The sequence below is a fragment of the Nitrosovibrio tenuis genome, from assembly GCF_900109785.1.
GTDB lineage: Bacteria > Pseudomonadota > Gammaproteobacteria > Burkholderiales > Nitrosomonadaceae > Nitrosospira > Nitrosospira tenuis_A.
In genome coordinates, this window is record NZ_FOBH01000001.1 from 321,780 (window position 1) to 348,350 (window position 26,571).

Consider the following 26,571-nt stretch of genomic DNA (forward strand, 5'->3'; position numbering starts at 1 on the left):
ATAAAAGCTCATCGTTTAAGTTGACACATCTATAGCCTGCGCTGCACGAAGAAGCTGCTCGATCGTATCAATAAGCCAATAGCAGCACCGGTGTTACCACCAGCTACTGGGCTTGGCAACTGGTACGCCACGGCTCTGTTCTGGAGGTAATCAGCAGTGGTGGGGCGCAATAAGCGGAGAGCGCATTGCGCCGTATGTTAATCTTGAGCCGTGTTTTCGTCAGCAGTGGTAGGGCGCAATAAGCGGAGAGTGCATTGCGCCGTATGTTAATCTTGAAGCGTGTTTTCGTCAGCCTGCCACCACCACCACCTTGCGAATCAGGTCTACCTAGCGAATCAGAAAGTCACTGGCCGGTCGTTGCAGCGGGTGGACGTGAAATAAACGCTGAGCAGAAACCAGGCTCCGTGGTGGATCGAGAATATCGCCTCACCCCTTGATGAACGCAAGCAGCTCTTCGTTGACCTGGTCCTTAAGCCTCGTGCACATGCCGTGCGGGGCGCCTTGGTAGACTTTGAGCGTCGCGTTCTTGATGATCTTCGAGGAAAGCAGCGCAGAATCTGCAATCGGGACGATCTGGTCGTCGTCCCCATGAAGGACCAATGTCGGCACGTCAAATTTCTTGAGGTCCTCGGTGAGATCGGTTTCGGAAAAGGCCTTGATACAGAAATACGAGGCAGGAAAGCTCGCCATCATCCGTGGTATTCGCCTGCTCGGAAGATGCAATGGCTGGTGTCGGTGCATGTATTATTAGTACTGAATCGCGCGTGGATGGCTGCCGTTCTTCAACGCTTGAATGGCCTCTTTCTCATTTCTTACAATAATATTAGCCGGGCAGAAGAAATATCTGGAAAGCGCCCGTTGCGCGTAATGCTGGGATATATCTTCGACTTCTTCCCATTTTGATTCCCGTGCCCGCACCCAGGTCTTGTCGTCACGGTCAATGGCGTAGAGCCTTTTTTCGGTGACATAAAATTTAAGTATTAATATTTTCAGTCTTGCACGTTCTCTTTCGCCATCCGTCGCACACCGCATACCCTCATAGCGTATGTTCATCGCTCCGGCGGGTGATTTGATTACCAAAGTGTAGCGCACTATGCCATCCCCACCCACTACGATGGAGGGGGCATCAATATAATGAAGGTTATTGCTGGCAGGGCCGGGATCAAATGGCAGTAGATTCGCCGCTTTGGGGTAGGCGGGCAACTGTGCCTGCAGTTCAGCCCACGTTTTGTCGCCATCAAATTCGCTATCGAATCCTTTCAACGCCTTCGGGGTGCCGCACGCTGCGAGCGTTAGTAAGCATAGCAACAACAGAATTTTTTTCATGATAAAAATCAGTTGTGTCCGGTTAACTTCCGGGTTCATGGGCGCAAAACTCAGCATTGACGCAGATTGCACAGCAATTTATTTTGATCCGACCTGAAGTGTGTTAGTCAGTTTATTCAAATTTGAAGTCAGTTTGTTCATATTCCGGTTCGAGTAACTTCCGGGGACCAATACCTCTGGAGAGGTACGCGATGGAGCGTTGTCCATTGTTTGCCGGATCAAATCCGAACTAATACGCGTCAAGGATGCTGATGCTGAAGGGTTGCTTCCGTTCTTCCTGCCCAATGTTTTGTTGATCGATTGAAATGATGGAGGGATCTCCAGGCTTTCCGGCCTTCTATTTCTGTTCTATTCTTACTAAGGCCGGCAACAAATAGCATGACGTAATTATAAAAAGGAGGTCGCAGTGATTTACAAGGTTCTAATCGCACCGGTTGAGCCGTCAATAAATGATATGCCCAACTACAGTGGTGTTCTCGCAACTTACGATATCGAGGCCAGTTCGGAAGTTGTAGCTGGAGATCTGGCATTTACTCGTTTTTGCGAGGAAAATCCTTATCGCTCTCTCAACCGTGACGATTACATCATAAGTGTTCACTGAATAATTTTTATATGTAGCGCACCAGCTCAACAGGCCGATCGATATTTCCAGATGAGCTGATTTCTTCTTTGGCAAATTTCAGGCTCCCCATATTTCAAATCACGAGTTCGGCAGAATCCATGTAATTCGCAACCACATTCTCTTGTAATCCTATGCTGCGCCCATATTTTCCGGTTAACCGAATGGAATCTGAATGGAATCTTCGAGAACCTCTGAATAAGTTTGCGCGGCCGCGCCGGCGCTCCGCGGGATAGGATGCACAAAAGGTGAGGACGCGATGTCGACCGCGCAGGGCCAAGCGGAGCCTTCCACGCGAAGGTGCGATTCCGTGGAATGCAGACGTCCTGATAATCCATAAGCATGGTCGCGCTTATGGATTATCGTTTCAGACGCTGCCGGGTCCCGGCTTCGCGGAAACCTCCGACGACACCTTGAGCGCCACCGTGTCGCATTCCTTTGTCATCGGAGCCCAGCTACGATCTGCGTTGCGCGCCGCGTGATGATCCCAATTTTGCATCGACGCTTTCTGCGGAGACTTATTCAGAGGTTCGTTAAGGTATAATTTCTTTTTCAATTTCTGCTTAGCTGGAGGCTTGTTATGCCAATTTACGAGTACCGTTGCGGGTCTTGTGGTTACGAAAAGGAATATCTGCAAAAGGTAAACGATGCACCGGTTGCAGTTTGTCCTGCATGCGGCAGCGATGCGTATGCCAAATTGATTTCAGCGGCCGGTTTTCAGCTGAAGGGCAGCGGTTGGTACGCTACCGACTTCAAGAATGGTTCCAAACCGAAATCCAAACCTGAAACGGAAGCAGCGGGTGAGTCTGCTTGCGCAGCCGGATCGCCCACCGAGTCAGCCTGTCCCGCCTGCACCCCCGACTAACAGCGATTAGCTGCCGGTACCGCTCAATATGAAACGTTATTTCATCACCGGCCTCCTGATCTGGGTGCCTCTGGGTATTACCGCCTGGGCATTGAAATTCCTGATCGGTACCATGGACCAATCGCTGCTGCTGTTACCAGCGAGATTTCAACCCGAGACCCTGGTGGGCTTTTATATTCCCGGCATCGGTACCGTATTGATTGTGCTGGTGGTGTTCCTGACAGGGATACTGACGACCAATATCATCGGGCAGCGACTAGTCGTATTTTGGGAAGGGGTGTTATGGCGCATCCCGGTAGTAAAATCGATTTACTACGGCGTCAAGCAGGTCAGCGATACCTTGTTTTCCAGTCAGGGCGAGGCTTTTCGCAAGGCGCTGCTGGTGCAATATCCGCGCGAGGGATCGTGGACCATTGCGTTCATGACCGGCTATCCGGGTGGCGATGTGGTCAATCATCTCGAGGGAGAGTATGTGAGTGTCTATGTACCGACCACACCCAATCCCACCTCCGGATTTTTCCTGATGATGCCGAAAAGTGATGTGATCGAACTCGACATGAGCGTCGATGCCGCGCTGAAATACATTATTTCCATGGGGGTGGTCACGCCCGCTAACGGCAAAAAACATCCAGCCCCGCACGAAGCGGTATTGTTGAATACCACTCGCGCCGCCAGCTCCCCTTCGAGCGAAAAAACCTGACTTTGTCTTTTTCTAGTTCTTCCTTTCTCAGGATTCACTACTCTTCATGCGCACTGACTACTGCGGCTTCATCGATGCCAAATATCTGAACCAGACGGTAACCCTTTACGGCTGGGTGCACCGTCGCCGCGATCATGGTGGCGTCATTTTCATCGATTTACGCGATCGCGAAGGTATAGTTCAGGTAGTATGCGACCCCGACAATGGGGTTGCTTTTGAAATCGCCGAGAGTATTCGCAATGAGTTTGTGCTTGAAGTTATCGGGCTGGTAAGGCACCGGCCGCCCGGCACAGTGAATCCCAATCTTGTCAGTGGTGAAGTCGAGGTGCTGGTACAGTCTATCGAAATTCTCAATAGTTCGTTGACCCCGCCGTTTCTGATGGATGACGAAAACTTGAGTGAGGCGGTGCGGCTGGAGCACCGCTATCTCGATCTGCGGCGTCCGGAAATGCAGGCAAACTTGCGGTTGCGCTACAGGGTGGCCATGGCGGTTCGCACCTTTCTCGATCAGCGTGGTTTCATCGATGTGGAGACGCCGACGCTGACCAAGTCCACGCCCGAGGGCGCGCGCGATTATCTCGTGCCGTCGCGGGTCAATATCGGCCATTTTTTCGCACTGCCGCAGTCACCGCAGTTGTTCAAGCAACTGCTGATGGTTGCCGGGTTCGACCGTTATTACCAGATTACCAAATGCTTTCGCGATGAGGATTTGCGTGCCGATCGCCAGCCCGAATTCACCCAAATCGATATCGAAACATCGTTCCTGAATGAAACCCAGATCATGGCGATGATGGAAGAGATGATTTGCCAGGTATTCAAGAGCGCTGTAAACGTTGATCTTCCTTGTCCTTTCCCGCGTTTGACGCATGCTGATGCAATGTCGCTATACGGCTCGGACAAGCCCGATTTGCGCGTTCCCCTGGTTTTGACCGAGCTTACCGATGTAATGAAGGACGTGGAATTCAAGGTTTTTCGTGAGGCCGCACATTGGCCGGGCGGACGGGTGGCAGCGCTCCGGGTGTCTGGAGGCGGGACGCTGTCACGCAAGGAAATTGACGATTACACCAGTTTTGTTGCGATATACGGCGCAAAAGGGCTTGCGTATATCAAGGTCAACGTCCTGGAAAAGGGACTTGAAGGTTTGCAGTCTCCGATACTGAAATTCCTGCCTGAGACGGCGGTGAAAGTTATTCTCGAGCGCACCGGCGCAAAAGATGGCGATCTCATATTCTTCGGCGCGGACAAGGCGCGGGTGGTGAACGAGGCCTTGGGTGCCCTGCGCGCTAAAGTCGGGCATGATCGCGGGCTTGCGGAGCCGGGTTGGAAGCCTCTGTGGGTTATCGACTTTCCCATGTTCGAGCGTGACGAGGAAGAAAATCGCTGGAAAGCCTTGCATCATCCATTTACTTCACCCGCCGATGGCCATGAAGATTTACTGGAGACCGATCCTGAAAAAGCGTTATCCAAAGCCTATGACATGGTGCTGAATGGCTCCGAAATCGGCGGCGGTTCGGTGCGTATTCATCGCACGGAAGTCCAATCAAAAGTGTTTCGCGCCTTGAATATTGGACCCGATGAGGCACAGGAAAAATTTGGCTTTTTGCTCGAAGCGCTGCAATACGGCGCGCCGCCTCACGGCGGCATCGCGTTTGGCCTGGATCGCGTCGTGGCCATGATGGCCGGCACGGAATCGATTCGGGATGTCATTGCGTTTCCCAAGACCCAGCGCGCTCAATGTCTGCTGACCCATGCGCCCAGCGCCGTGGGCGAAAAACAGTTGCGGGAGCTGCACATCAGGCTCCGACACGCGCAAACGGCAAAAGCCTGATCCTGTTTGTCGGGCAAGAATGAGTTTAGTCATTCCTGCCCGACCCCGAATCTAGCCCAACCAACAATATGGGTATGGCCTCGCGCGTACACTTGGTAATGACTTCCGCCAGTCTGGTATTTGTATTGTATGCGCGCCGGTTTAATAGGAAACTCTGAGCAGAACAGGTTCTCCGTGACACGTTTCTCGGGCGGGAAGATGTATAAAATTCCGGTTTCGGTTCTGGTTGTCATCCATACACCCGATATGCAAGTTCTGTTGCTGGAACGGGCCGATCATCCCGGCTATTGGCAGTCGGTAACGGGGAGCCAGAATGAGGGCGAAACACTGGTGCAAACCGCCGTCCGTGAAGTGGCTGAAGAGACGGGGCTGGATGCCAGCGGTTATCCGTTGATCGATTGCGGGATTCAGAACGAATACGAGATTTACGAAGAATGGCGCTGGCGCTACGCGCCGGAAGTAACGCACAACACCGAGCATGTCTTCGGCCTGCTCGTGCCTGAGCCGGTTCCGGTCAAGCTTGCCGCGCGGGAGCATCTCGACTTTGTCTGGCTGCCATGGCGGGAAGCAATGGAAAAAGTATTTTCCCCGAGTAACGCGGAAGCAATACGACGGCTGGCCTTGAGTAGCGAATGCTCTCCAACGAATCAACCTGAACCTGGAACACAGGAGAACTGATAATTCATATTTTTGTCCTATATGTTTGAGCTCAATCCGACTTAGCAAACTCACCATGAAGGTAAAAGCTCAAGTTTTACCGGAAGTCTTTGTGGATCACAGCAGTAAACTGAGAATGAGCGGTCGACTCCGGATTTAAGTTTAATTTTCTGACGGAATAATGGAGCAGCCATGCAAGCAGAAGCTATTGCATTTGAACGTTTCGATACTTTGCAGGATGAGGATTGCGAACGGCGCATCATCGCGGCCAAAGCCGCGCTGGGAAAGCGCGCAGTCATACTCGCACACCATTACCAGCGGGCGGACGTATACAAACATGCCGACCTTACCGGCGATTCGTTGAAGCTCTCGCGTCTTGCCTCTGCGACAGATGCGGAGTATCTGGTGTTTTGCGGCGTACATTTCATGGCTGAGGTCGCGGATATACTCTCCAAGCCGGAGCAGATCGCTATCCTGCCGGACCTCGCAGCGGGCTGCTCGATGGCGGATATGGCGAACCTGTCCAAGGTGGAACGGGCCTGGCGCGAGTTGGCGGAGGTGCTGGACCCCGATGAAATGGTCACACCTGTAACCTATATCAACTCCGCCGCCGACCTGAAAGCCTTCTGCGGCGAGCACGGCGGCATCGTCTGCACCTCCAGCAATGCCGTAAAAATCTTGCAATGCGCTTTTTCCCGCCGCGAAAAAGCGTTATTTTTTCCGGATCAGCATCTGGGACGCTGGAGCGGCTACAAGCTTGGGCTTTCCCCGGATGAAATGCCAGTATGGGATTTTGATGAGCCCATGGGCGGATTGACCCCGGAACAGATCAGGAAAGCAAAAATTCTGTTATGGAAAGGACACTGTTCCGTCCACCAGATGTTCCAGCCGCAGCACATATTGCGCTTTCGCAACCAGTATCCCGAAGGGAAGGTGATTTCGCATCCCGAATGCAATTTCGAAGTTTGCAAGAATTCGGATTACGTGGGCTCCACCGAGTACATCATCAAAACCATCCGCGAGGCCGAGCCGGGGACTCGCTGGCTGGTGGGCACGGAGCTGAATCTGGTCAGCCGGATCGCGGAAGAATTCAAACCCGAAGGGAAAATAATACAGTTCATGGCGTCGACAATATGCATGTGCTCCACCATGGCCCGCATCGATCCTCAGCATTTGGCCTGGACGCTGGAAAACCTGGTGGCAGGCAAAGTGGTGAACCGGATCACGGTGCCGGAAGCGGAGGCCCAACTGGCAAAGCTTGCGCTGGAGCGAATGCTGGAGGTTTCAATTTGATGAAAACGTGCTTCAGCGCAAAGCAATGGCGTAACCGGACCTTTCGGGCGGATATGGGGGTGGCGGACGCGAGAGTGGTTCTCTCAAGTGAATTTTTGCCTCGGCCGTTGGTCCTTGCGTGTGGTTTTTCGCTATATGCTTAACACGCTCCATATCGCGACCTATAACATCCACAAGGGTTTTTCTCATTTCAAGCGGCGCATGGTGGTGCATCAGTTACGCGACAATTTGCGGACACTTAATGCTGACATTATTTTTTTGCAGGAGGTGGTCGGGCATCATAAAGGACATGCCGCCCGATTCGAAAACTGGCCAGGCCGTCCTCAGCACGAGTTTTTAGCCGATTCGGTCTGGACCGATTTTGCCTATGGAAAAAATGCGGTCTATGACGAAGGGCATCACGGCAATGCAATCCTGAGCCGTTATCCCATTACACGCTGGGACAATGTGGATGTTTCAGCGCATCGCTTCGAGAGCCGGGGGATGCTCCATTGCGAAATGGCTATCCCGGGGTGGAAGGAAAAGCTGCATTGCATATGTGTTCACCTGGGGTTGTTCAAGCGCGGGCAATCGCAGCAATTGCAAGCGCTTGAACAGCATATCGAGCGGCTGGTGCCGCAACATGCGCCGCTCGTCATTGCCGGAGATTTTAACGATTGGCGCGAAATGGCGAGCCGCATACTGGTTGAACAGCTTAAGCTGATGGAAGTTTTCGAGTTGACCGAGGGTAGGGCCGCGCGCAGCTTCCCCGCGGCATTGCCGCTGTTCCGTCTCGATCGTATTTACATGCGCGGCTTTCAGGTGGAAAAGACGCAGGTGCACCAAGGCAAGCCCTGGTCGACAATTTCCGATCACGCCGCGTTGTCGGCCAGGATGGTCCGTTCATGATCCCGCCGGCAAGGCATAGCGAGATCGCTGCGGCTGCAGGCCTGCTAAAGAAGGGCGGAGTAGTGGCCTTTCCGACGGAAACGGTTTATGGGCTTGGGGCGGAGGTCTCCAACCCGTATGCTATTCAGCGCATATTTGAAATCAAGCGACGCCCCTTCGATCATCCGCTCATTATTCATATCGCGGATTCATCGAAGCTGCAATACTGGGCCGAAGACGTACCGGAACAAGCCTGGCAGTTAGCCGAGCATTTCTGGCCGGGTCCGCTCACATTGATATTGCCGCGTAACCGCCGCATCCCAACAAACGTAACAGGAGGGCAGGATACGGTTGGCCTGCGGGTACCGGCTCATCCAGTCGCGCTCGCCTTGCTGGGCGCGCTCGGCCCGGAAGGAGCGCTTGCTGCTCCATCGGCCAACCGGTTCGGCCATGTGAGTCCCACAACGGCGGATCATGTACGCGATGAGCTGGGCGATAGCGTGGACATGATCCTGGATGGAGGGCCATGCGAGGTCGGACTGGAAAGCACGATTGTAGGTTTTGAAGGTCGGGGCAGCAGCAAGGACGGGACTGCTATGATATTGAGGCCGGGTGGTATACCGCTGGCAGCGCTGGCTGAAGTGCTGCATGGGAATATTTCCTTGGCTGAAAGGTCGGATCGCACGCCGCGCGTGCCGGGCGCCCTTGCTTCCCATTACGCCCCGGCGACGCCGCTGGAGCTCTGGCCTTCGGCAGATCTGCCGCGCCGCGCTCTCGAACTGGAGGCGAAGGGATTGCATTTGGTAATCGTAACGTGGTCGCCCCACTATCCAAAACACATGAATTATCGGAAAAACAAAAACACAGCATTTTTTTCGATGCCATCCGAAGCTGAAAATTACGGTCGAATGTTGTACGCGACCTTGCGCCGGTTCGATAATGAGGACTTTGATTGTCTATTGGTGGAGGCGCCCCCTGATGCGCCGGAATGGATGGCCGTTGTAGACCGGCTGCGGCGTGCGAGCTGCGCCGATGCTCTGAAGAATCCTAACATTGAGGCCGTACATGGGTAATGGAAATAAATCGCTTCGTGCCGTGCTGTTCGACGTTGATGGCACGTTGGCTGATACGGAACGCGACGGTCATCGTGTGGCCTTCAATGCCGCGTTCGGGGAACTCGGCCTTGACTGGAATTGGGATATTGACTTATATGGGGAGCTGCTGAAGATCACTGGCGGAAAGGAGCGTATCCATTACTACATGAAAAACTATGCTCCACCCGGAACGGACCGCTTGGACCGGGATGGCCTGGATAGCTGGATTGCCAGCCTGCATAAAGTTAAAACGAAGCATTATGTAAGCCTGCTCGAACAAGGGGGGATTCCGTTACGTCCCGGTGTGGCGCGCGTCATTCAGGACTTGCGCGATGCAAATATAAAAATTGCCATCGCAACCACGACGACGGAGGAAAATGTAACCGCTTTGTTGAAGTCCACATTAGGGGAAGACTCTCTCGGCTGGTTTGATGTTATCGGAGCTGGCGATATCGTGCCCGGAAAGAAACCCGAACCGGATATCTACCACTGGGCGCTCGAACAGCTGGGGTTGTCGGCACAACAATGCATCGCGGTGGAAGATTCTGAAAATGGGCTGAGGTCATCGCTCGCCGCGGGGCTTGACACCGTGGTGACGGTCAACGATTACACGCGGGTGCAAAACTTTAATGGCGCGGCACTCGTGCTGTCTGATCTGGGTGAACCCACCCAACCATTCGCTGTGCTTGAGGGTCATGCATTTGATAACGGATGGGTGGACGCGGAACTGCTGTTAAAATTGAAAGGTTGAGGATTGGAAATTTACAAGGAAATTCCGAGGAACTCTTTAACAGGATTGTCAGGTTTCAGTGTACTTGCTGCCGAACCTCAACCGAAATCAAGCTGTAATACGGAAGAAGTGAAGCTGTCATGCGGAAGAACTAAAATAGGATTAGTTAATCATTTCTGACAAGAAAAACAAAGTGCTGCATCCCCTTGCCGCAAATTACTCCCGTCGTATCCTGTATGTCTTTGAAGGCGCCGGGCTTATCGTTATTGCCATTGCGACGATATTTGCCGGATACCAGGAAACCATGTCCATGATCAACGCGGCCAGAGTCACATTGGCGGACTTGCTGCTGATGTTTCTCTACCTGGAGATTCTGACCATGGTTGGACTCTATTTCGAGTCTGGCAAACTCCCCGTACGGTTCCCTCTTTACATCGCAATGGTGGCCATGGCGCGCTACGTGATTGTGGATATCAAGGAAATGGATAATCTCCGGTTGCTCGGCGTATCCGCCTCGATCGTGCTTATTGCAGTGGCCGTATTGGTCATCCGCTATGGACACGTGCGTTATCCTTATCTGGAAGATCTGGAGGAACTGGAGGAAGCCGCACCTCATAAGAATCATTCTCCGTGATTGCAGCGCTTTCGCTACTGAGGCTGGAGGTCTTTAGAGATATCGGTTCATTGAAGGACAGCTCCAGGCGAAACAAGGTATGGAGAAATTTCTGTACCATTGTATACAGTGCATAATATGCGATGGCTTCCGGAGTAGTATTCAGAACCATGTATTACGGCGAAACATTGGAATAGAGGTGGGGAATGGAAAAACCCGTGGTTGGCGTTGTGATGGGTAGCAGCAGCGACTGGGAAATAATGAAGCATGCAGCGGTTGTATTAAAGGATTTTAATGTGCCCTATGAAGCCGAGGTGATTTCCGCCCACCGCACGCCTGACCACATGTTTGAATATGCCGAAACCGCCGTCGAGCGCGGACTCAAATGTATTATCGCCGGCGCGGGTGGGGCGGCGCATCTCCCCGGAATGATCGCCGCAAAAACTATCCTGCCGGTGCTGGGCGTGCCAGTTACCTCCCGGCAGCTTCAAGGTCTTGATTCGCTTCTTTCCATTGTTCAAATGCCCAAGGGCGTCCCCGTCGCTACGTTTGCCATAGGCGAAGCGGGCGCATCCAACGCCGGACTGTTTGCGATCGCCTTGCTGGCGTTGGAGAATGCCGGGCTCGCCCGGCGTATTGCCGAATTTCGCAACACCCAGCGGGCAAAGGTTGCGGCAATGACACTGCCTGAATTATGAGCATCGCACCGGGAGCAATGCTGGGGCTCCTTGGTGGGGGCCAGCTTGGCCGCATGTTCACAATGGCAGCGCAAAGCATGGGTTACCGCGTTACGGTGTTGGACCCGGCGGACAACAGCCCGTCAAGCAGCATAGCCGACCGGCATTTGCGTGCCGATTACCTCGATAGGGATGCATTGCGTGAGCTTGGGCTCAGCTGCGCCGGTGTGACCACCGAATTCGAAAATGTACCGGCCGAAGCCCTCAGGACACTGGCGGAATACTGCGTAGTGAGCCCTGCCTCAAGCAGCGTCGCGGTCGCCCAAAACCGCATTCAGGAAAAAAAATTCTTGACGGCCAACGGGTTCGAGGTCGCGCCCTACATAGTGATTCACAATCCGGGTAACTCTCATAGCGTAAATGGTTCAGCGCTACAAGCGCATCCAGAAACATATTCACACTTGTTTCCGGGGATTCTCAAGCTGAGCCATCTTGGCTATGACGGCAGGGGTCAAGTGCCTGTGAACAATGCGGCGGAGCTGGAGAGTGCGTTCGCCGGCATGAACCGGGAGCCCTGCGTTCTGGAAAAGCTGATGCCATTGGAGAGTGAAATATCGGTCATTGTTGGGCGTGGCTTCGATGGCGAGGCCGTCACGTTTCCTGTACCAGAGAATCAGCATCGGCGCGGTATTCTCGACGTCAGCATCGTCCCGGCCAGAGTATCACCTGACATTATTCGGAAAGCGCAGGAAATTGCCTCGGATATCGCCGGGAAGCTGGGTTACCATGGCGTATTATGCGTCGAGTTTTTTGTGCTCGCCGCCGGCAAGCTAGTTGTCAATGAGGTTGCACCTCGTCCTCATAACAGCGGTCATTACACGATTGATGCCTGTATCACTTCTCAATTCGAACAGCAGGTACGCATACTCTGCGGCATGCCGCTCGGAAGTATCGAAATGCGCGGCGCGGCCGTGATGGTAAACCTGTTAGGCGATCTGTGGCGTCAAGAAGAGCCGGATTGGAAACGGGTTCTGCGGTATCCCAACGTCAAACTGCATCTGTACGGCAAGGTCGCCGCGCGTCCGGGACGTAAAATGGGACACTATACTGTGCTCGACGAAACCGCTGAAGCTGCGTTGCAGCTTGCGCTGGAAATCAAGCAGTCGCTTGAGCGCTAGCGCAGTACCATACATACAAACACGACAATGAGAGACGAGGCTGCATTGTTTGAAACGACCCTGCAAAGCTTGCCGCTTCTGCATCGGGGCAAGGTGCGCGATATCTACGAAGTAGATGCCGGCAAGTTGCTGATCGTCCAGACGGACCGGCTTTCCGCATTCGACGTCATTCTGCCGACGCCGGTGCCGGGCAAGGGCAAATTGCTGACGTCCCTGTCCAGTTTCTGGTTCGAAAAACTCGCGCACATTGTTCCCAATCACCTCACCGGCATACCTCCCGAATCGGTCGTGGCGGAGAGCGAGCGCGAACAAGTGGCTGGCCGCGCATTCGTGGTAAAGCGGTTGAAGCCGTTGCCAATAGAAGCCATCGTGCGTGGTTATGTCGTGGGGTCCGGATGGAAAGACTACGAGAGCACTGGCACGATCTGCGGCATTACGCTTCCGAGGGGCTTGCGCGAAGCCGCGAAACTGCCGGGCGGGGCGATTTTCACACCTTCAACCAAAGCTGCGCAGGGCGCGCACGACGAGAATATCCCGTTCTCGGAAGTGGACCGTCTGCTCGGCAAGGATCTGGCCATGCAAGTACGGGACAAGGCAATCGCCCTGTATACGGAAGCAGCCGATTACGCCATCACCAAGGGCATTATCATTGCGGACACCAAGTTTGAATTCGGGCAGGATAATGCCGGGAGGCTTTATCTCATCGACGAGGCCCTTACACCGGATTCATCCCGCTTTTGGCCAGCCGACCGGTATGCGCCGGGAAAAAACCCTCCGAGTTACGACAAGCAGTTCGTACGCGACTGGTTGGAAACCCAGGATTGGAATAAAAAAGCACCCGCTCCCGAATTGCCACCCTATGTGCTCGCCGAGACCACGGCAAAGTATCAGGAAGCCCTGCGGCGCCTGGTAGGGTAGCGTGGCAGGTAGCGTCAGATTATGCACCAGCGGTAGGGCGGTAGGCGCCACCAAGCGAAGCGCGACCGCGGAGGGCGGAGCAGTGTCTTTCGAAGGAAGATGCGACCCCGTAGCGGGATGCAGACGCCCCGCGGTACATCATGATGCGGTCGGGGCATCCCCTTCGCGCCCGTTCCCCGCTTCGCGAGGCCCCTCTTGCAACGCTTCGGGGCGCATTGCACCGAACGGATGGTGCCATAACGAAGTGATGCGTCGATAAGTGGGGGTAGGGCGCCAATAAGCGAAGCGCGACCGCGGAGGGCGGAGCAGTAACTTCCGGAGGGAGATGCGACCCCGTAGCGGGATGCAGGCGCCCCGCGGTACATCATGATGCGGTCGGGGCATCCCTTCGCTGCCCGATCCCCGCTTCGCGAGGCCCCTCTTGCAACGCTTCGGGGCGCATTGCACCGTATCAATCTTCATATTCAAGCTTACCTTCCTCGCTTCCTGCCCAATCCGCCGGATAGACACCTTTTTCTACCAATCGGTGAAAAGTCGAATACGGCCATTCGCTCACCTGTTTAACCAACCCATGCTTGAGCGGATTAATATGAACATAATCCATATGAGCATGAAAATCTGCCTCATCTCGAACCAAGTGCTCCCAATAGCGGCGCTGCCATATCCCACGTTCACCACGCGCTATTCGAACCTCTGAGCGTCGCTCAGTCATGGCTAGCCCCTTCGAAAATACACTTTTAATTAGTCGCCATCGGACCGCGAAATCAGCTTCATCTTTTGGCAATTCGATAACGCAATGAAGGTGATCTGGCAACACCACCCAGCCATCGATCAGGAAAGGATGACGTTGTCGCACCGAGCGCACGGCATTTCTCAGCAAAGCTATGTGCCGAGTTAGTAGATCGTTACCCTGCCGTTGCAGCAGGTTAATAGTGAAGAAATAGGTGCCGCCTGAATGCCAGGCACGGCGATAATCAGGCATGGCGCCGTAAAACATTATCAGTCATCAGCCCGAAAACAGCCCGATCAGCATCTTCGTTCCCAGCAAATAAAGCAGCACCACGAAAATTTTCTTCAGTGTGGCGGTCGGCATGATATGGGTAGTTCTCGCGCCCAATGGTGCTGTCAGCATACTCCCCAGCACTACCCATGCTAACGCCGGTAAATAAACATAACCCAGACTATATTTCGGCAGTGGTTGGGATTGCGCCATTCCATTGGCAATATAGCCAATGGCTCCTGCCACGGCGATGGGAAAACCGACCGCGGCGGCGGTGCCGATCGCATGCTGCAATCTGACGTTGCAAAAGGAGAGAAACGGAACTGTCAGCAAACCCCCACCAATGGCCACGAAGCTGGAAATCAAGCCGATGGCGCTCCCGGCCTCAAACATGCCTATTTTGCCGGGTAGCTTGCGGCTGGGCTTGGGAGTGATCCTGAGCAGCATCTGAGTCGCTGCATAATAAATGAACACAACAAAAATAATGCTGAGAAACCGGCTGGGCAGCCTGCTTGCCAGCGTGGCGCCTCCTAGAGTACCCACCACAATTCCTGGCGTAATATATTTCACCACCTGCCAGTTGACTGCACCATGAGCGTGATGAGCACGCAGGCTGGCTGCGGAAGAAAATATGATAGCCGCCATGGTGGTGCCCAAGGCGAGGTGCAGGATGCGATCGGGGGGGAAATCCTGCGCAGAAAAAATAAAAGTGAGAACCGGCACCAGGATCAAGCCGCCGCCGATACCCAACAGACCAGCAAAGAACCCCACGACCACGCCGAGTAGCAGATAAGCCGGCCACCACTCCACGTCAAGCTTTGCGGTAAGTTGACCAGCAGATCACTTCAGAATCCCAACGACGAAGTTCCACTCCGCCGGATCCACCGGCGTGATGGACAAGCGGTTGCCTGTTTGCAGGGTGCGCATGCTCGCCAGCTCGGGGTGGCCGCGCAATTCCTTGATGCCAACCAGGCGGGTTTTCTTGACCAGCCGCACATCCACGTTAAACCAGCGCGGATTCTCAGGCGTGGCCTTCGGATCGAAATACTTGCTGCCAGGATCGAATTGGGTAGCGTCTGGGTAGGCGAGCTTGCTAACCTCGGCAATCCCCACGATTCCCGGCTGTTCACAACTTGAGTGGTAGAAGAAAACCTGGTCCCCGACTCGCATCTGGTCGCGCATGAAGTTGCGTGCCTGATAGTTCCGGATGCCATACCATGCGACCGTTTGATCAGGCATTGATGCAAGGTCGTCGATACTTACATCGGAAGGTTCCGATTTCATCAGCCAGTAACGCATCTCTGTTCCTTGTTTTTCCCAGTAATTCCAAGACGTTGTTTCCAGAGAGTATACCCGAATCTATCGGCTTGATTGTTCCTAAGAAGGGCTGCAAAAATCTCGCTTGCCCAGCCTGAGGCGCCGGACGCAAAGAAGGGGAGGTCATCTTTTTTTGTAATAACCACACTGATTCCCCGGTGTACCTCAGTACAGTGGCAAATACTGCTGAGTTCGCTAAAATTCAGTCGCAGGCTTTGTGTGCCTAATGTGATCATTGCCAGCGCTTGACACACTCACATCTATAACATGTTCTTGTGACAGACATAACTGCAAAAAATCTGAAATCAATCTTGCACTCCAAGCGTGCCAACATCTACTACTTGGAGCACTGCCGGGTACTCGTCAACGGTGGACGGGTCGAGTACGTAACCGACGAAGGCAAGCGGTCCCTTTACTGGAACATACCTATCGCCAACACCACAACTGTTCTTTTGGGAACGGGCACGTCGATCACCCAGGCTGCCATGCGTGAACTGGCTAAAGCTGGCGTACTGGTCGGATTTTGTGGGGGTGGTGGAACGCCGTTGTTCAGTGCGAACGAAATTGACATCGAGATTGCCTGGTTTTCCCCCCAGAGCGAATACCGTCCCACGGAATATTTGCAGCATTGGGTCCAGTTCTGGTTTGACGATGGCTTACGCCTAGCCGCGGCCCGGGAGTTCCAGCAAATCCGCTTGGAGCGAATCAGCCAGAGCTGGATCAAATTGAGCCGGTTAAAGAATAATCCAAGCCCGGTTGATATACGCATGCTGGAGCAGTTGTTGAAGCAATCGGCGCAAGGCATCAAGTTAGCCTCGAATCAAACGGAATTGTTGACCGAGGAGGGACGGCTCACCAAGCAGCTTTATCGCCTGATGGCGGAGGCAACGCGGCACGGAGATTTTGTTCGTAGCCAACGAGGCGACAGCGCCGATACCGCGAACCAGTTTCTCGATCACGGCAATTACCTCGCATATGGCCTGGCGGCCACGGCCACCTGGGTGCTCGGTCTGCCACACGGTTTGGCGGTGCTGCACGGAAAAACCCGCCGCGGCGGACTCGTGTTCGACGTGGCCGACCTGGTGAAGGATGCGGTCATCCTGCCCCAGGCGTTCATTTCGACGATGCGGGGCGATGCCGAGCAGGAGTTCCGGCAGGCATGCATAGAAAGCCTGACGAGCAGCGAGTCGCTGGACTTCATGATCGACACCCTCAAGGCGATAGCGCTCAAGATTGGCAGGCTCGTCCAAGTCCAGCCCCACGTGCGCGTATGAACATCCTGCTCATCTCGCAGTGCGACAAGCGGGCGCTGACGGAAACCCGGCGCATCCTCGACCAGTTCGGCGAGAGGCGCGGTGAGCGAACCTGGCAGACGCCGATTACCCAGGATGGACTCGACACGCTACGCCAGTTGCTGCGCAAAACCGCGCGCAAGAACACCGCTGTTGCCTGTCACTGGATACGTGGGCTCGACCATAGCGAACTGTTGTGGATAGTGGGGGACGCCAGCCGTTTCAACAGCCAGGGGGCAGTACCCACCAACACTACCACGCGCAACATCCTGCGCCGTGAGGACGAAAACGATTGGCACACCGGCGAAGATATTCACCTGTTGACCGCGCTGGCAGCGCTGCTGCACGATCTCGGCAAAGCCTGCCGCGCCTTCCAGATGCGACTGGAAGGAAAACTCGAGGAGCGCAACCAGTACCGGCATGAGTGGGTGTCGCTACGCTTGTTCGAAGCATTCGTCGGCGCCGACGACGACGCCAGGTGGCTGGCGCGGCTCGCGGCCCCCACCCCGCGGGATGACGATACCTGGCTGGATCCAAACCGGTTGCAGCGCGATGGATTGGATGAGGGCGTATCAAGCCCGTTTGCCCGTCTATCGCACGCACCCCTGGCTCAGGCCATTGGTTGGCTCGTGATCACGCACCATCGCCTTCCAACCTTGCCATGCAACAGCGATGGCAGCCGCGGCACATTTCAGCTCGGGTTGCTGAATAAGATACTGGAACGTATCGACGCCGGCTGGAATGAGCGGATAGATGAGGGCAATCGCCGCACCCTGCCGTACTATTGGCAATTTCCCCATGGCTTGCCCGTCGCCACGGACCTGTGGCGCAAGCTTGCAGCCCGGCTCGCACAACGCCTTCTCGCCCTTTGCGCCAAGCCCGGCAAGGGCAACTGGCTGAGCAATCCATATGTGATGCACATATCCAGGCTGAGCTTGATGCTGGCAGACCATCATTATTCCAGCCTGAAGGGGAAGGACCCAGGACGCGTGGAGGTGCCAAAGGGCTACCCGCTGTATGCCAACACCAATGACGGCGATTTCAATCAGACGCTGGATGAGCACCTGCTTGGCGTCGCTCAGCACAGTGCGGAAGTAACCCATGCGCTGCCGCGATTCGACGAGCAACTGCCGCGTCTCGCCCGCCACAAAGGACTGCGCAGACGATCGCTGGACGAGCGGTTCCGCTGGCAGGACAAAGCCGTGGAAACAGCGGCGGCGATGCGCGCGCGCTCCAGCCACCATGGCGCCTTCATCGTTAACATGGCGTCCACTGGCTGCGGCAAGACGCTGGCCAATGCGCGCATTATGTACGCCTTGGCCGATGCCGAGCACGGCATGCGCTGCGCTTTCGCCATGGGATTGCGAACACTGACGCTGCAGACGGGCCGGGCGTTCCGGGATTTGCTGGGCCTGGGCGACGATGAACTGGCCATTCATGTCGGAGGCTCGGCCAGCCGTGCACTGTTCGAGCACTACGAGCAACGAGAGGAAGCCACGGGCTCGGCGTCGCGGCAGGATCTCCTCGATGAAGGTTCTTATGTCACGTTTGAAGGCAACCAGGATGCGCATCCGTTGTTGCGCCGTGTCATGCATGATTCGCAGGTGCATTCGCTTCTGGCGGCACCGCTGCTGGTGTGCACCATCGATCACCTGACGCCAGCCACCGAGAGCGAGCGCGGCGGCCGCCAGATCGCCCCGATGCTGCGGTTGTTGAGCGGCGATCTAGTGCTCGACGAACCGGACGATTTCGATATCGACGATCTCCCCGCGCTTACCCGCCTGGTCCACTGGGCAGGCCTGCTGAGCGCCCGCGTCCTGTTGTCATCGGCCACCTTGCCGCCAGCACTGGTGCAGGGGCTGTTCGAGGCTTACCGCAACGGGCGCCAGCACTTCCAGCACAATCGGGGCGGACGGCCGGGCGCTACCAGCTCCGCGCCGGAAATCTGCTGCGCCTGGTTCGATGAGTTCAACCAATCGCAGGCGGATTGCGCGGACGCATCGGTGTTCGCCATGGCCCACCAATCCTTTGCCGCCAAGCGCCATGATCGGCTGTCCAAGGCGGAGGTGCGCCGGCGCTGCCATCTGTTACCGCTAGACCTTGGCGCACTGAAACAGGATCATCATGCCGCGCATTTTGCCGAGCTGGTGCAAGCTGCTGCAATGAACTTGCATACGCGGCACCACAGTGTCGATCCCCGCAGCGGCAAGCGCGTCAGCTTCGGGCTGGTGCGCATGGCCAACATCGAGCCACTGGTGGAAGTTGCCCTGGCGCTGTACCGGCTGGGTGCGCCGGAAGGGGCGCGCATTCACCTGTGCACCTACCATTCGCAGTTTCCGCTGTTGATTCGCTCGCACATCGAGCGCCAGCTCGACCAGGCGCTGAATCGCCGCCAACCTGAGGCGGTATTCGGCCTGCTGGATATCCGCCAGCGGCTGGATGCAAACGACGAACCCGATCATCTTTTTATCGTGCTCGGATCACCCGTCACCGAGGTCGGGCGTGACCACGACTACGATTGGGCCGTGGTCGAGCCTTCGTCCATGCGGTCGCTGATTCAACTGGCGGGGCGTATTCGCCGCCACCGCGATGGCGAGTGCAAAACGCCGAACCTGCGTGTCTTCGATACCAATTTGCGGCACTTCCGGGAGCCGGGCAAAGAGGCGTTTTGCAAGCCGGGCTTTGAAACCGCGGTGTTTCGGTTGACGACCCACTCCATGACCGAACTGCTGTCCACCGCTGAGCGGGAAGTGATCGACGCCCGGCCCCGGATCATGTCAAGTCCACCAGAGGAATTGCAGCCAAAGATGCGGCTGGCCGACCTGGAGCACGCCAGGATGCACCGGACCATGCTGGTCCAAATTGCCAGCACGGTTCCCGCTCCTTCCGGCCTGCGTCAGCGCGGGTCGGCCAGAACGGGTCTGCCCTCAGAGCTCAACGCCACGTGCTGGTGGCAAATGCCACCAGCCGATGCGCTGCTCACCGCCGTATTGCCGCAGCAGCAGCGTTTCCGCCGGGATGACATCAAGCGCGTGGATTTATTGTTGCGTCCAACGGGCGATGGGGATGACTACGAGCTGGTTCAACTGATGGACAAGTCGAATGGCCGGTGTGGTGAAAAAGAGTTTGCAGTGGTGGAAACATCGCACAACCATCGAATTTCAGACATGGATGTGCAGGGTGCTGGCATCGAGCCCTGGGGCCAGACCGATTATTTGCAGGCATTGATCGAGCTGGCGGACGAGATGGACATGCCGCTGGTCAATTGTGCTGAGCGCTTTGGCATTTTGGCTTTGCCGCACAGCGACAACGGTTGGCGCTTTCATCCGGTGCTGGGATTTGCGAAAGCAAGGGTATAAAAAACCGGCCGACTTGTAAATCGGCCCTGCCTATGCGGCAGTAAAAAACGAATTGAAAAATAGAATACACAGTTTTCTAAGCTGCTTTTCAGCAGTTTGGAGAGTTTACATTAAATAAGAGCCTGTAATTTCCTTTTAATAGAATGAAAATAGAAAATACAGTGGTTAACAGACAGTGCTACTATTGCCCATCATAAAGGAGAATAAAATGGACAATATCGATGCGCAACGCGTCGGCGAATTACGGGTACTCATTGCCGGGTTTCTTAAGAAGCGGCTCGATGACAAGCTCGACAAACTCAAGGACGACGACCCCAAGCGCGGCGAACTCCATGCGCAGTTCACCCCTGCAAACTGGCTCGAAAATGCGGCTTGCCGTGTCAGCCAGATTCAGGCAGTGACACATTCGCTCAAGCCAATTCATCCCGACGCGAAAGGCACCAGCTTATACAGCCCGCCGCATGTTCAGCCAATACTGACGGTTGTAGGTAGCCACTGCCTGGGGGATGGGTTTACAAGCGATGTGGTCGGCAACGCCGCCGCGCTCGATGTGTACAAATTCCTCAAACTGGAACATAGAGGGCGCAGCCTGCTGGCCTTTTCCCTGGCGCGCGATGCCGATCTGGCGGCGGCGTTGAGTAGCGACCCAGCACAAGCGCAAGCATGGATGGCCGCATTTGCCGGCTTGACCGAACGACGCGGCCGGGTGGTCTCGCACACACTTGCCAAGCAACTTTATTGGCTGACAGGCGAAGATCCGCATGACGACGCCAACTTTCACCTGCTCGCGCCGCTGTATGCCACCTCATTGGCGCATCACGTCTATCAGGCGGTGCAGGACGATCGCTTCAGCGAAGAAGCCATGGCGGCACGCAAAGCCAAAAAAGAAGGCGAATACAGCGCGCGCCCGGTGCGGCAATATCCTGATCTGGTCATTCAAAAACTTGGCGGAACCAAACCACAGAATATCAGCCAGCTCAACAGCGAGCGGCGCGGCGATAACCTTTTGTTGGCCTCCCTGCCGCCTGCCTGGCGCTCAATTGACGTGAAGCCACTGCTGGTCTCCAATTCGATGTTCCCGCGCTTCAGCCGACGCGCGGAGGTGCGGCAATTGGTCAAGGCTCTGCTTGCGTTCCTGAAAGCCGATCCGATACAAAACCTCAAGACCCGGAAACGCCGCATGGAATTAGTCAACGGCATCATCGATGAGTTCTTGCAATTTTCCGCCGAGCTGCGCTTCCTCCCGTCGGGCTGGAGCCAAACACCGGCGTGCCGTCTCTCCAGCCCGGAAAAATACTGGCTAGACCGCGATGGCGTCGAATGGGCTCTGACGTCGGAGGGTATGCCGCTGCCCACCGATAATGCCGAGCGCGTCAGCGCGCTGTTTGCCAACTGGCTTAACGCGCAACTGCGTGACCCGCTGCCCATGGGTGATCCAGAATTTCTGGAATGGCGCAACCGGATGTGCGAAGAGATCAAAGCCGAAGAACGGGAGAGCCGTCATGACAACTGAGCAAACACGGAACAAAGCGCTGCTGGTGCTGCCGCGCCTGCGCGTGCAAAATGCCAACGCCATTTCCAGCCCCATGACCTGGGGATTTCCGGCCATCACGGCATTCACCGGCTTGATGACCGCCCTGACAAGGCTCTTGGGACCTGATGCGGGGATCGCGTTCTACAGTGTCGGTATAGTCTGCCACAGCTTTGAGCCCCAGGTGACCCAAGGCGGCTATACCCGAAGTTTTCACCTGACGCGCAACCCGGTGCTGCAAGACGGCAGCACCGCCGCCATCGTTGAAGAAGGCCGAGCCCATCTCGACATCACCCTGGTATTCGAGGTTGAACTGGCGGCGGCACTGCTGAGCGAGGCCGAACGCGCGCAACTGGCCGCGCACATCGGCGACGTGCTTGCAGGCATGCGTATCGCGGGCGGCAGCGTCGTGCCGCCACTGCCGGGAAAGTTTCGCAATCCTCCTCGGCCGTCATTAAAATTGGTGTCTGACGACCCTGAGGAACGCCGCAAAGAATTCCGCAAGCTCAGCCGCCGCTTGCTTCCCGGCTTTGCGTTGGTATCGCGCGACGACCTGCTGCAAACACGGCTGGCCGAACTGCAAAAGACGACCCTTGGTGCGACCTTGCTGGATGCCTGGCTTGACCTCTCGCGCCTGAACCACCGTGCCGTTCGCCAGAAAACGGTGGATGAGAAAACCGGGGACACCATTGAGACCGTTGAATGGGTGACCGACAGCCGCCCCGGCTGGATCGTGCCCATGCCGGTAGGATTTGCGGCGCTCTCTGAGCTGCACGATCCCGGCACCGTGGCTGGCGCGCGCGACCCCAATTTGCCGTTCCAGTTTGTTGAAAGTGTCTATTCGATGGGGCAGTGGATCAACCCCCTGCGCCTCACCGATATCAGCGATCTGCTTTGGGAACCCTTCCATGACAGCGGTCTCTACCGTTGCTTCAATGCGTACCAGGCCCCGTCGCCCTTACCTGTTTCCCCAACCACTTAAATCAAGGAGTTTTCAGCATGGCAACTACCGCTCTCAAAACCGCGTCTGTGCTTGCATTCGAGCGCAAACTGGACCCTTCCGATGCCTTGTTTTTCTCCGGATCTTGGGGTCAACGCACCGCCAGCCAGGAATGGCCCGCCGTGAGCGTGCGGGAAAAATCAGTGCGGGGCACCATCTCCAACCGGCTGAAGACCAAAGACCAGGATCCCGCCAAACTCGATGCCGCGATTGAGAACCCCAATCTGCAAACCGTGGACGTGGCCGCCCTCCCCGCCGATGCCGATACCCTCAAGGTTGGCTTCACGCTGCGCGTACTGGGCGGTGCGGGCACGCCCTCGGCCTGCAACAACGCTGACTACCAGCGCAAACTGCAAAGCACGGTAAAAGGCTACGTCGATACGCACGGCTTTGCCGAGCTGGCCCGGCGCTACGCCTGCAACCTGGCCAATGGCCGCTTCCTCTGGCGCAACCGCCTGGGCGCTGAGCAAATTTCGGTGCGGGTAGCTCAACTGGTCAATGGCCAGCCCGCGCAGGCTTGGACTTTTGACGCCCTGGCGTTGTCGCTGCGACACTTCGATGCGCCATCTGAAGCTGCGGCGGCATTGGCACAATTGAGCGCGCTTATTGCCGAGGGCTTGGCCGGCAACCGCCATGTTCTGCTGCAAGTCACCGCTTTTGTAGGCATGGGTGCAGGACAGGAAGTGTTTCCTTCGCAAGAACTCATTCTCGATAAGGCAAAGACCACCAAAAGTAAAACGCTATACACCGTCAGCGGTATCGCCGGCATTCACTCGCAGAAGATAGGCAATGCCCTGCGCTCCATTGACGACTGGTATGCCGGGGCGGAGGAGAATGGCCCTATTCCGGTGGAACCTTACGGTTCGGTCACCACGCAGGGCAAGGCTTACCGCAAGCCCACCGACAAAGCGGACTTCTATTCGCTTTTTGACAACTGGCTGCTCAAAGACCGGACCCCTGCGGCGGAGCAACAGCATTTTGTGTTGGCCACGCTGATTCGCGGCGGGGTATTCGGCGATGCGGACAAGGAATGAGCCATGGATCACCACATAGATATCGATGTACGGCCGGATCCGGAGTTTCCAGCCCATCAACTCATGGGTGCGCTTTACGCCAAGCTGCACCGGGCCTTGGTAGCAAGAAACAGCAACTGCATCGGCGTGAGTTTTCCGGGTTTTAATTCACGAGCGCCGCATTTGGGCACGCGGCTGCGCCTGCATGGGAATCTTGCGACGCTTTCGGCTTTGATGGCGAGCGACTGGATAACCGGAATGCGTGATCACGTTACACTGATACCGCCAACCCGCGCGCCTGAAAATGCCAAGCATTGCGTCGTGAGACGCGTCCAGGTCAAAAGCAGCCCGGAACGGTTGCGCCGGAGGTTGATGCGACGCCACGACCTGGACGTCGAGGAGGCCCATCGGCGTATTTCGGACGAGGTTGCCCGGCTGGCGGACCTGCCTTACGTGCAATTGCGCAGCACCAGCAGCGGCCAGTCCTTCAGGCTGTTTATCGAGCATGGTCCAGCCCAGTCCCACGCTGTTGCAGGCAACTTCAATGCCTATGGGTTGAGCCAGGTGGCCACAATTCCATGGTTTTGACCATTTTTTAATGGGTCTGAATTTGTTCTTTAAAAATCTATAACTTATGTTCTGCCTGAATTTTTAAGTGGGTACGCTATTTTCTGTTTAATCTTGTTAGGGAATAGGCATTTGCATGATTTTTGATCCAGTTCACTGCCGCGTAGGCAGCTCAGAAAAGACCCCGACCCCGGCCCCGCCGAGTTGTTGAGTTCACTGCCGCGTAGGCAGCTCAGAAACGCTACAGACAAAGCAGCGATACCGCCAAATCGTTCACTGCCGCGTAGGCAGCTCAGAAATTTTGGGGGTCCGCTGGCAGTGCCTTTTAACAGTTCACTGCCGCGTAGGCAGCTCAGAAATGTTGACATTGGCGTTGATTTGCGCTTGCGACGTTCACTGCCGCGTAGGCAGCTCAGAAACCAAGGCGCGAACCATAACCCCCCGATTTAAGGTTCACTGCCGCGTAGGCAGCTCAGAAATTATCGAGAATAGAGTTTGCATAGGAGCTACCGTTCACTGCCGCGTAGGCAGCTCAGAAAGTTGATGGGCTTTGAACCTCGCCCGTTACCGAGTTCACTGCCGCGTAGGCAGCTCAGAAAATTGATCCTCGGGGTCATATGCAATAATCCGGGTTCACTGCCGCGTAGGCAGCTCAGAAACGAGTGAAGCGGCTAAGCTAACGGACGGAATGAGTTCACTGCCGCGTAGGCAGCTCAGAAACTCAAGCAAACCCTCCTCGCCCTCTTCCATTCTGTTCACTGCCGCGTAGGCAGCTCAGAAATTAAAGCGGAGTTCGATTTTTGGTCCGGCTGCGTTCACTGCCGCGTAGGCAGCTCAGAAAGTCCGGGAGTTGCACATCGCGCACATCATTTGGTTCACTGCCGCGTAGGCAGCTCAGAAATTTAAGCCGATACAGAGACTTTCCCGCTTTTCGTTCACTGCCGCGTAGGCAGCTCAGAAAAACCCAGCCGACCATCTGCCGCATTCTGAGCGGTTCACTGCCGCGTAGGCAGCTCAGAAAACCCGGTGACCGTATCCATCCAATTATCAGGCGTTCACTGCCGCGTAGGCAGCTCAGAAATATCACTGAGGCGGCTTTATGCCGTTGGGGAAGTTCACTGCCGCGTAGGCAGCTCAGAAATCTTTCGGCTTGGTTTTTATCAACGGCATTACGTTCACTGCCGCGTAGGCAGCTCAGAAATTGACGCGATAAAGAAAGCCCGGCACGTTTCCGTTCACTGCCGCGTAGGCAGCTCAGAAAATTTTAAAAAGCCGAGTTCACCTTTAAGCGATGTTCACTGCCGCGTAGGCAGCTCAGAAATCTGTGCTTGCTGGGTCAAAGATCACTATTGAGTTCACTGCCGCGTAGGCAGCTCAGAAACTACAGCATTGTTATCAAGTGGCTTTATGGAAAGTTCACTGCCGCGTAGGCAGCTCAGAAACGGAACTTGTTTAGGTTGTTAATCTCGGTGCCGTTCACTGCCGCGTAGGCAGCTCAGAAAGTCTCAGCCCGGCTATGCGTGGCGCTATTTCAGTTCACTGCCGCGTAGGCAGCTCAGAAATACTGAAACCTTTATTACGAACAATAAAGGGGGTTCACTGCCGCGTAGGCAGCTCAGAAAGGTCGGAAAGCTCGGTAGCTACAACGTCAGAAGTTCACTGCCGCGTAGGCAGCTCAGAAACATGCGCCGCAGTTCCAGCGTGACCGCATAAGGTTCACTGCCGCGTAGGCAGCTCAGAAATTTAAAAATGTTTGAGAAGTTTGAGAAAAATTGTTCACTGCCGCGTAGGCAGCTCAGAAATAATCCGGGGTAGCTCATTTCTCGTTCGCCAAGTTCACTGCCGCGTAGGCAGCTCAGAAAATCCAGGTCCGCATAGATGCAAGATGCGCCACGTTCACTGCCGCGTAGGCAGCTCAGAAAAGCTCAAGCGGGACCGAGTATCACTATCTGGCGTTCACTGCCGCGTAGGCAGCTCAGAAAAATCCAAATTCGTGCCGTAGTGATAGCGGAAAGTTCACTGCCGCGTAGGCAGCTCAGAAAATCACGACTACCAGGACACACCAGAGCAACCCGTTCACTGCCGCGTAGGCAGCTCAGAAAAGCCAGAATAAAATAAGCGCAGCGC

General features: G+C 55.5%; 26 protein-coding genes and 1 CRISPR repeat array (1 of these 27 cut by a window edge). Of the genes, 20 read left to right on the forward strand and 6 right to left on the reverse strand.

Going from position 1 to position 26,571, the window contains the following annotated elements; genetic code table 11:
* Window positions 1-36 precede the first annotated feature (36 nt).
* The gene (locus BMX00_RS15075; RefSeq protein WP_425433858.1) at window positions 37-150 is read left to right on the forward strand and encodes a DUF6933 domain-containing protein; all 114 of its coding nucleotides are present in this window, start codon (window positions 37-39) and stop codon (window positions 148-150) included.
* A gap of 276 nt (window positions 151-426) precedes the next feature.
* On the opposite strand, the gene BMX00_RS01480 is transcribed toward BMX00_RS15075, so the two are convergent.
* Window positions 427-693, reverse strand: a complete 267-nt coding sequence (locus tag BMX00_RS01480) for an alpha/beta fold hydrolase (RefSeq protein ID WP_245727508.1) — start codon at window positions 691-693, stop codon at window positions 427-429.
* Window positions 694-747: 54 nt separating this feature from the next.
* Window positions 748-1,383: a CNP1-like family protein gene (locus tag BMX00_RS01485; protein WP_245727510.1), complete on the reverse strand. Its 636-nt coding sequence runs from the start codon at window positions 1,381-1,383 to the stop codon at window positions 748-750.
* Between the two features lie 349 nt (window positions 1,384-1,732).
* Between BMX00_RS01485 and BMX00_RS14485 the strand changes: the two genes are divergently transcribed.
* Window positions 1,733-1,927 carry a hypothetical protein gene (locus BMX00_RS14485; RefSeq protein ID WP_090826303.1) on the forward strand — a complete coding sequence of 65 codons (195 nt, stop codon included), beginning with the start codon at window positions 1,733-1,735 and terminating at the stop codon, window positions 1,925-1,927.
* Window positions 1,928-2,312: 385 nt separating this feature from the next.
* Here BMX00_RS14485 and BMX00_RS14665 read toward each other — a convergent pair whose 3' ends face one another.
* On the reverse strand, window positions 2,313-2,501 hold the full coding sequence (locus tag BMX00_RS14665; protein ID WP_218141464.1) for a hypothetical protein: 189 nt from the start codon (window positions 2,499-2,501) through the stop codon (window positions 2,313-2,315).
* 24 nt (window positions 2,502-2,525) lie between these two features.
* Here BMX00_RS14665 and BMX00_RS01495 point away from each other — a divergent pair, with 24 nt between their 5' ends.
* The 12 genes from BMX00_RS01495 to BMX00_RS01550 all read left to right on the forward strand — a co-directional run bounded on the left by BMX00_RS01495 (window position 2,526) and on the right by BMX00_RS01550 (window position 13,365).
* Window positions 2,526-2,810 carry an FmdB family zinc ribbon protein gene (locus BMX00_RS01495; protein ID WP_090826306.1) on the forward strand — a complete coding sequence of 95 codons (285 nt, stop codon included), beginning with the start codon at window positions 2,526-2,528 and terminating at the stop codon, window positions 2,808-2,810.
* A 28-nt stretch (window positions 2,811-2,838) separates the two neighbouring features.
* On the forward strand, window positions 2,839-3,510 hold the full coding sequence (locus BMX00_RS01500) for a DUF502 domain-containing protein (RefSeq protein WP_090826309.1): 672 nt from the start codon (window positions 2,839-2,841) through the stop codon (window positions 3,508-3,510).
* A gap of 46 nt (window positions 3,511-3,556) precedes the next feature.
* Window positions 3,557-5,338 carry an aspartate--tRNA ligase gene (aspS, locus tag BMX00_RS01505; RefSeq protein ID WP_090826312.1) on the forward strand — a complete coding sequence of 594 codons (1,782 nt, stop codon included), beginning with the start codon at window positions 3,557-3,559 and terminating at the stop codon, window positions 5,336-5,338.
* Between the two features lie 198 nt (window positions 5,339-5,536).
* Window positions 5,537-6,016, forward strand: coding sequence for a dihydroneopterin triphosphate diphosphatase (gene nudB / locus BMX00_RS01510; protein WP_090826315.1), 480 nt, complete (start codon window positions 5,537-5,539; stop codon window positions 6,014-6,016).
* Between the two features lie 171 nt (window positions 6,017-6,187).
* Window positions 6,188-7,288, forward strand: a complete 1,101-nt coding sequence (gene nadA / locus BMX00_RS01515; protein WP_090826318.1) for a quinolinate synthase NadA — start codon at window positions 6,188-6,190, stop codon at window positions 7,286-7,288.
* Between the two features lie 135 nt (window positions 7,289-7,423).
* Window positions 7,424-8,176 carry an endonuclease/exonuclease/phosphatase family protein gene (locus BMX00_RS01520; protein ID WP_090826851.1) on the forward strand — a complete coding sequence of 251 codons (753 nt, stop codon included), beginning with the start codon at window positions 7,424-7,426 and terminating at the stop codon, window positions 8,174-8,176.
* On the forward strand, window positions 8,173-9,228 hold the full coding sequence (locus BMX00_RS01525; RefSeq protein WP_090826321.1) for an L-threonylcarbamoyladenylate synthase: 1,056 nt from the start codon (window positions 8,173-8,175) through the stop codon (window positions 9,226-9,228). The genes BMX00_RS01520 and BMX00_RS01525 overlap by 4 nt, the downstream gene beginning before the upstream one ends.
* Window positions 9,221-10,000: an HAD family hydrolase gene (locus BMX00_RS01530; protein ID WP_090826324.1), complete on the forward strand. Its 780-nt coding sequence runs from the start codon at window positions 9,221-9,223 to the stop codon at window positions 9,998-10,000. Before BMX00_RS01525 ends, BMX00_RS01530 begins: the two co-directional genes overlap by 8 nt.
* Window positions 10,001-10,172: 172 nt before the next feature.
* The gene (locus BMX00_RS01535; protein ID WP_245727512.1) at window positions 10,173-10,613 is read left to right on the forward strand and encodes a phosphate-starvation-inducible protein PsiE; all 441 of its coding nucleotides are present in this window, start codon (window positions 10,173-10,175) and stop codon (window positions 10,611-10,613) included.
* Window positions 10,614-10,798: 185 nt separating this feature from the next.
* Window positions 10,799-11,290 (forward strand): 5-(carboxyamino)imidazole ribonucleotide mutase, encoded by a 492-nt coding sequence (gene purE, locus BMX00_RS01540; protein ID WP_090826330.1) that lies wholly within the window; start codon window positions 10,799-10,801, stop codon window positions 11,288-11,290.
* Window positions 11,287-12,447 (forward strand): 5-(carboxyamino)imidazole ribonucleotide synthase, encoded by a 1,161-nt coding sequence (locus BMX00_RS01545; protein WP_090826331.1) that lies wholly within the window; start codon window positions 11,287-11,289, stop codon window positions 12,445-12,447. Before purE ends, BMX00_RS01545 begins: the two co-directional genes overlap by 4 nt.
* 27 nt (window positions 12,448-12,474) lie before the next feature.
* The gene (locus BMX00_RS01550) at window positions 12,475-13,365 is read left to right on the forward strand and encodes a phosphoribosylaminoimidazolesuccinocarboxamide synthase (RefSeq protein ID WP_090826334.1); all 891 of its coding nucleotides are present in this window, start codon (window positions 12,475-12,477) and stop codon (window positions 13,363-13,365) included.
* 451 nt (window positions 13,366-13,816) lie between these two features.
* On the opposite strand, the gene BMX00_RS01555 is transcribed toward BMX00_RS01550, so the two are convergent.
* From BMX00_RS01555 to BMX00_RS01565, 3 genes are read right to left on the reverse strand one after another with little or no spacing between them, the layout of a single operon-like run.
* The gene (locus BMX00_RS01555) at window positions 13,817-14,362 is read right to left on the reverse strand and encodes an REP-associated tyrosine transposase (protein WP_281245887.1); all 546 of its coding nucleotides are present in this window, start codon (window positions 14,360-14,362) and stop codon (window positions 13,817-13,819) included.
* Between the two features lie 9 nt (window positions 14,363-14,371).
* On the reverse strand, window positions 14,372-15,175 hold the full coding sequence (locus BMX00_RS01560) for a sulfite exporter TauE/SafE family protein (protein WP_090826337.1): 804 nt from the start codon (window positions 15,173-15,175) through the stop codon (window positions 14,372-14,374).
* 30 nt (window positions 15,176-15,205) lie between these two features.
* Window positions 15,206-15,664, reverse strand: coding sequence for an EVE domain-containing protein (locus BMX00_RS01565; protein WP_090826339.1), 459 nt, complete (start codon window positions 15,662-15,664; stop codon window positions 15,206-15,208).
* A 329-nt stretch (window positions 15,665-15,993) separates the two neighbouring features.
* Here BMX00_RS01565 and cas1f point away from each other — a divergent pair, with 329 nt between their 5' ends.
* The 6 genes from cas1f to cas6f all read left to right on the forward strand — a co-directional run bounded on the left by cas1f (window position 15,994) and on the right by cas6f (window position 24,465).
* Window positions 15,994-16,956, forward strand: a complete 963-nt coding sequence (gene cas1f, locus BMX00_RS01570) for a type I-F CRISPR-associated endonuclease Cas1f (protein WP_218141465.1) — start codon at window positions 15,994-15,996, stop codon at window positions 16,954-16,956.
* Complete coding sequence (cas3f, locus tag BMX00_RS01575) at window positions 16,953-20,333, forward strand: type I-F CRISPR-associated helicase Cas3f (protein WP_090826345.1); 3,381 nt, start codon at window positions 16,953-16,955, stop codon at window positions 20,331-20,333. Before cas1f ends, cas3f begins: the two co-directional genes overlap by 4 nt.
* 208 nt (window positions 20,334-20,541) lie before the next feature.
* Window positions 20,542-21,846 (forward strand): type I-F CRISPR-associated protein Csy1, encoded by a 1,305-nt coding sequence (gene csy1 / locus BMX00_RS01580; protein WP_090826348.1) that lies wholly within the window; start codon window positions 20,542-20,544, stop codon window positions 21,844-21,846.
* Window positions 21,836-22,846, forward strand: a complete 1,011-nt coding sequence (csy2, locus tag BMX00_RS01585; protein ID WP_090826351.1) for a type I-F CRISPR-associated protein Csy2 — start codon at window positions 21,836-21,838, stop codon at window positions 22,844-22,846. The genes csy1 and csy2 overlap by 11 nt, the downstream gene beginning before the upstream one ends.
* Before the next feature lie 17 nt (window positions 22,847-22,863).
* Complete coding sequence (gene csy3 / locus BMX00_RS01590) at window positions 22,864-23,898, forward strand: type I-F CRISPR-associated protein Csy3 (protein ID WP_090826353.1); 1,035 nt, start codon at window positions 22,864-22,866, stop codon at window positions 23,896-23,898.
* A gap of 3 nt (window positions 23,899-23,901) precedes the next feature.
* Window positions 23,902-24,465 (forward strand): type I-F CRISPR-associated endoribonuclease Cas6/Csy4, encoded by a 564-nt coding sequence (gene cas6f, locus BMX00_RS01595; protein WP_090826356.1) that lies wholly within the window; start codon window positions 23,902-23,904, stop codon window positions 24,463-24,465.
* A 130-nt stretch (window positions 24,466-24,595) separates the two neighbouring features.
* A CRISPR array of direct repeats spans window positions 24,596-26,571; the repeat unit is 28 nt; unit sequence GTTCACTGCCGCGTAGGCAGCTCAGAAA (it continues 1,597 nt past the right edge of the window).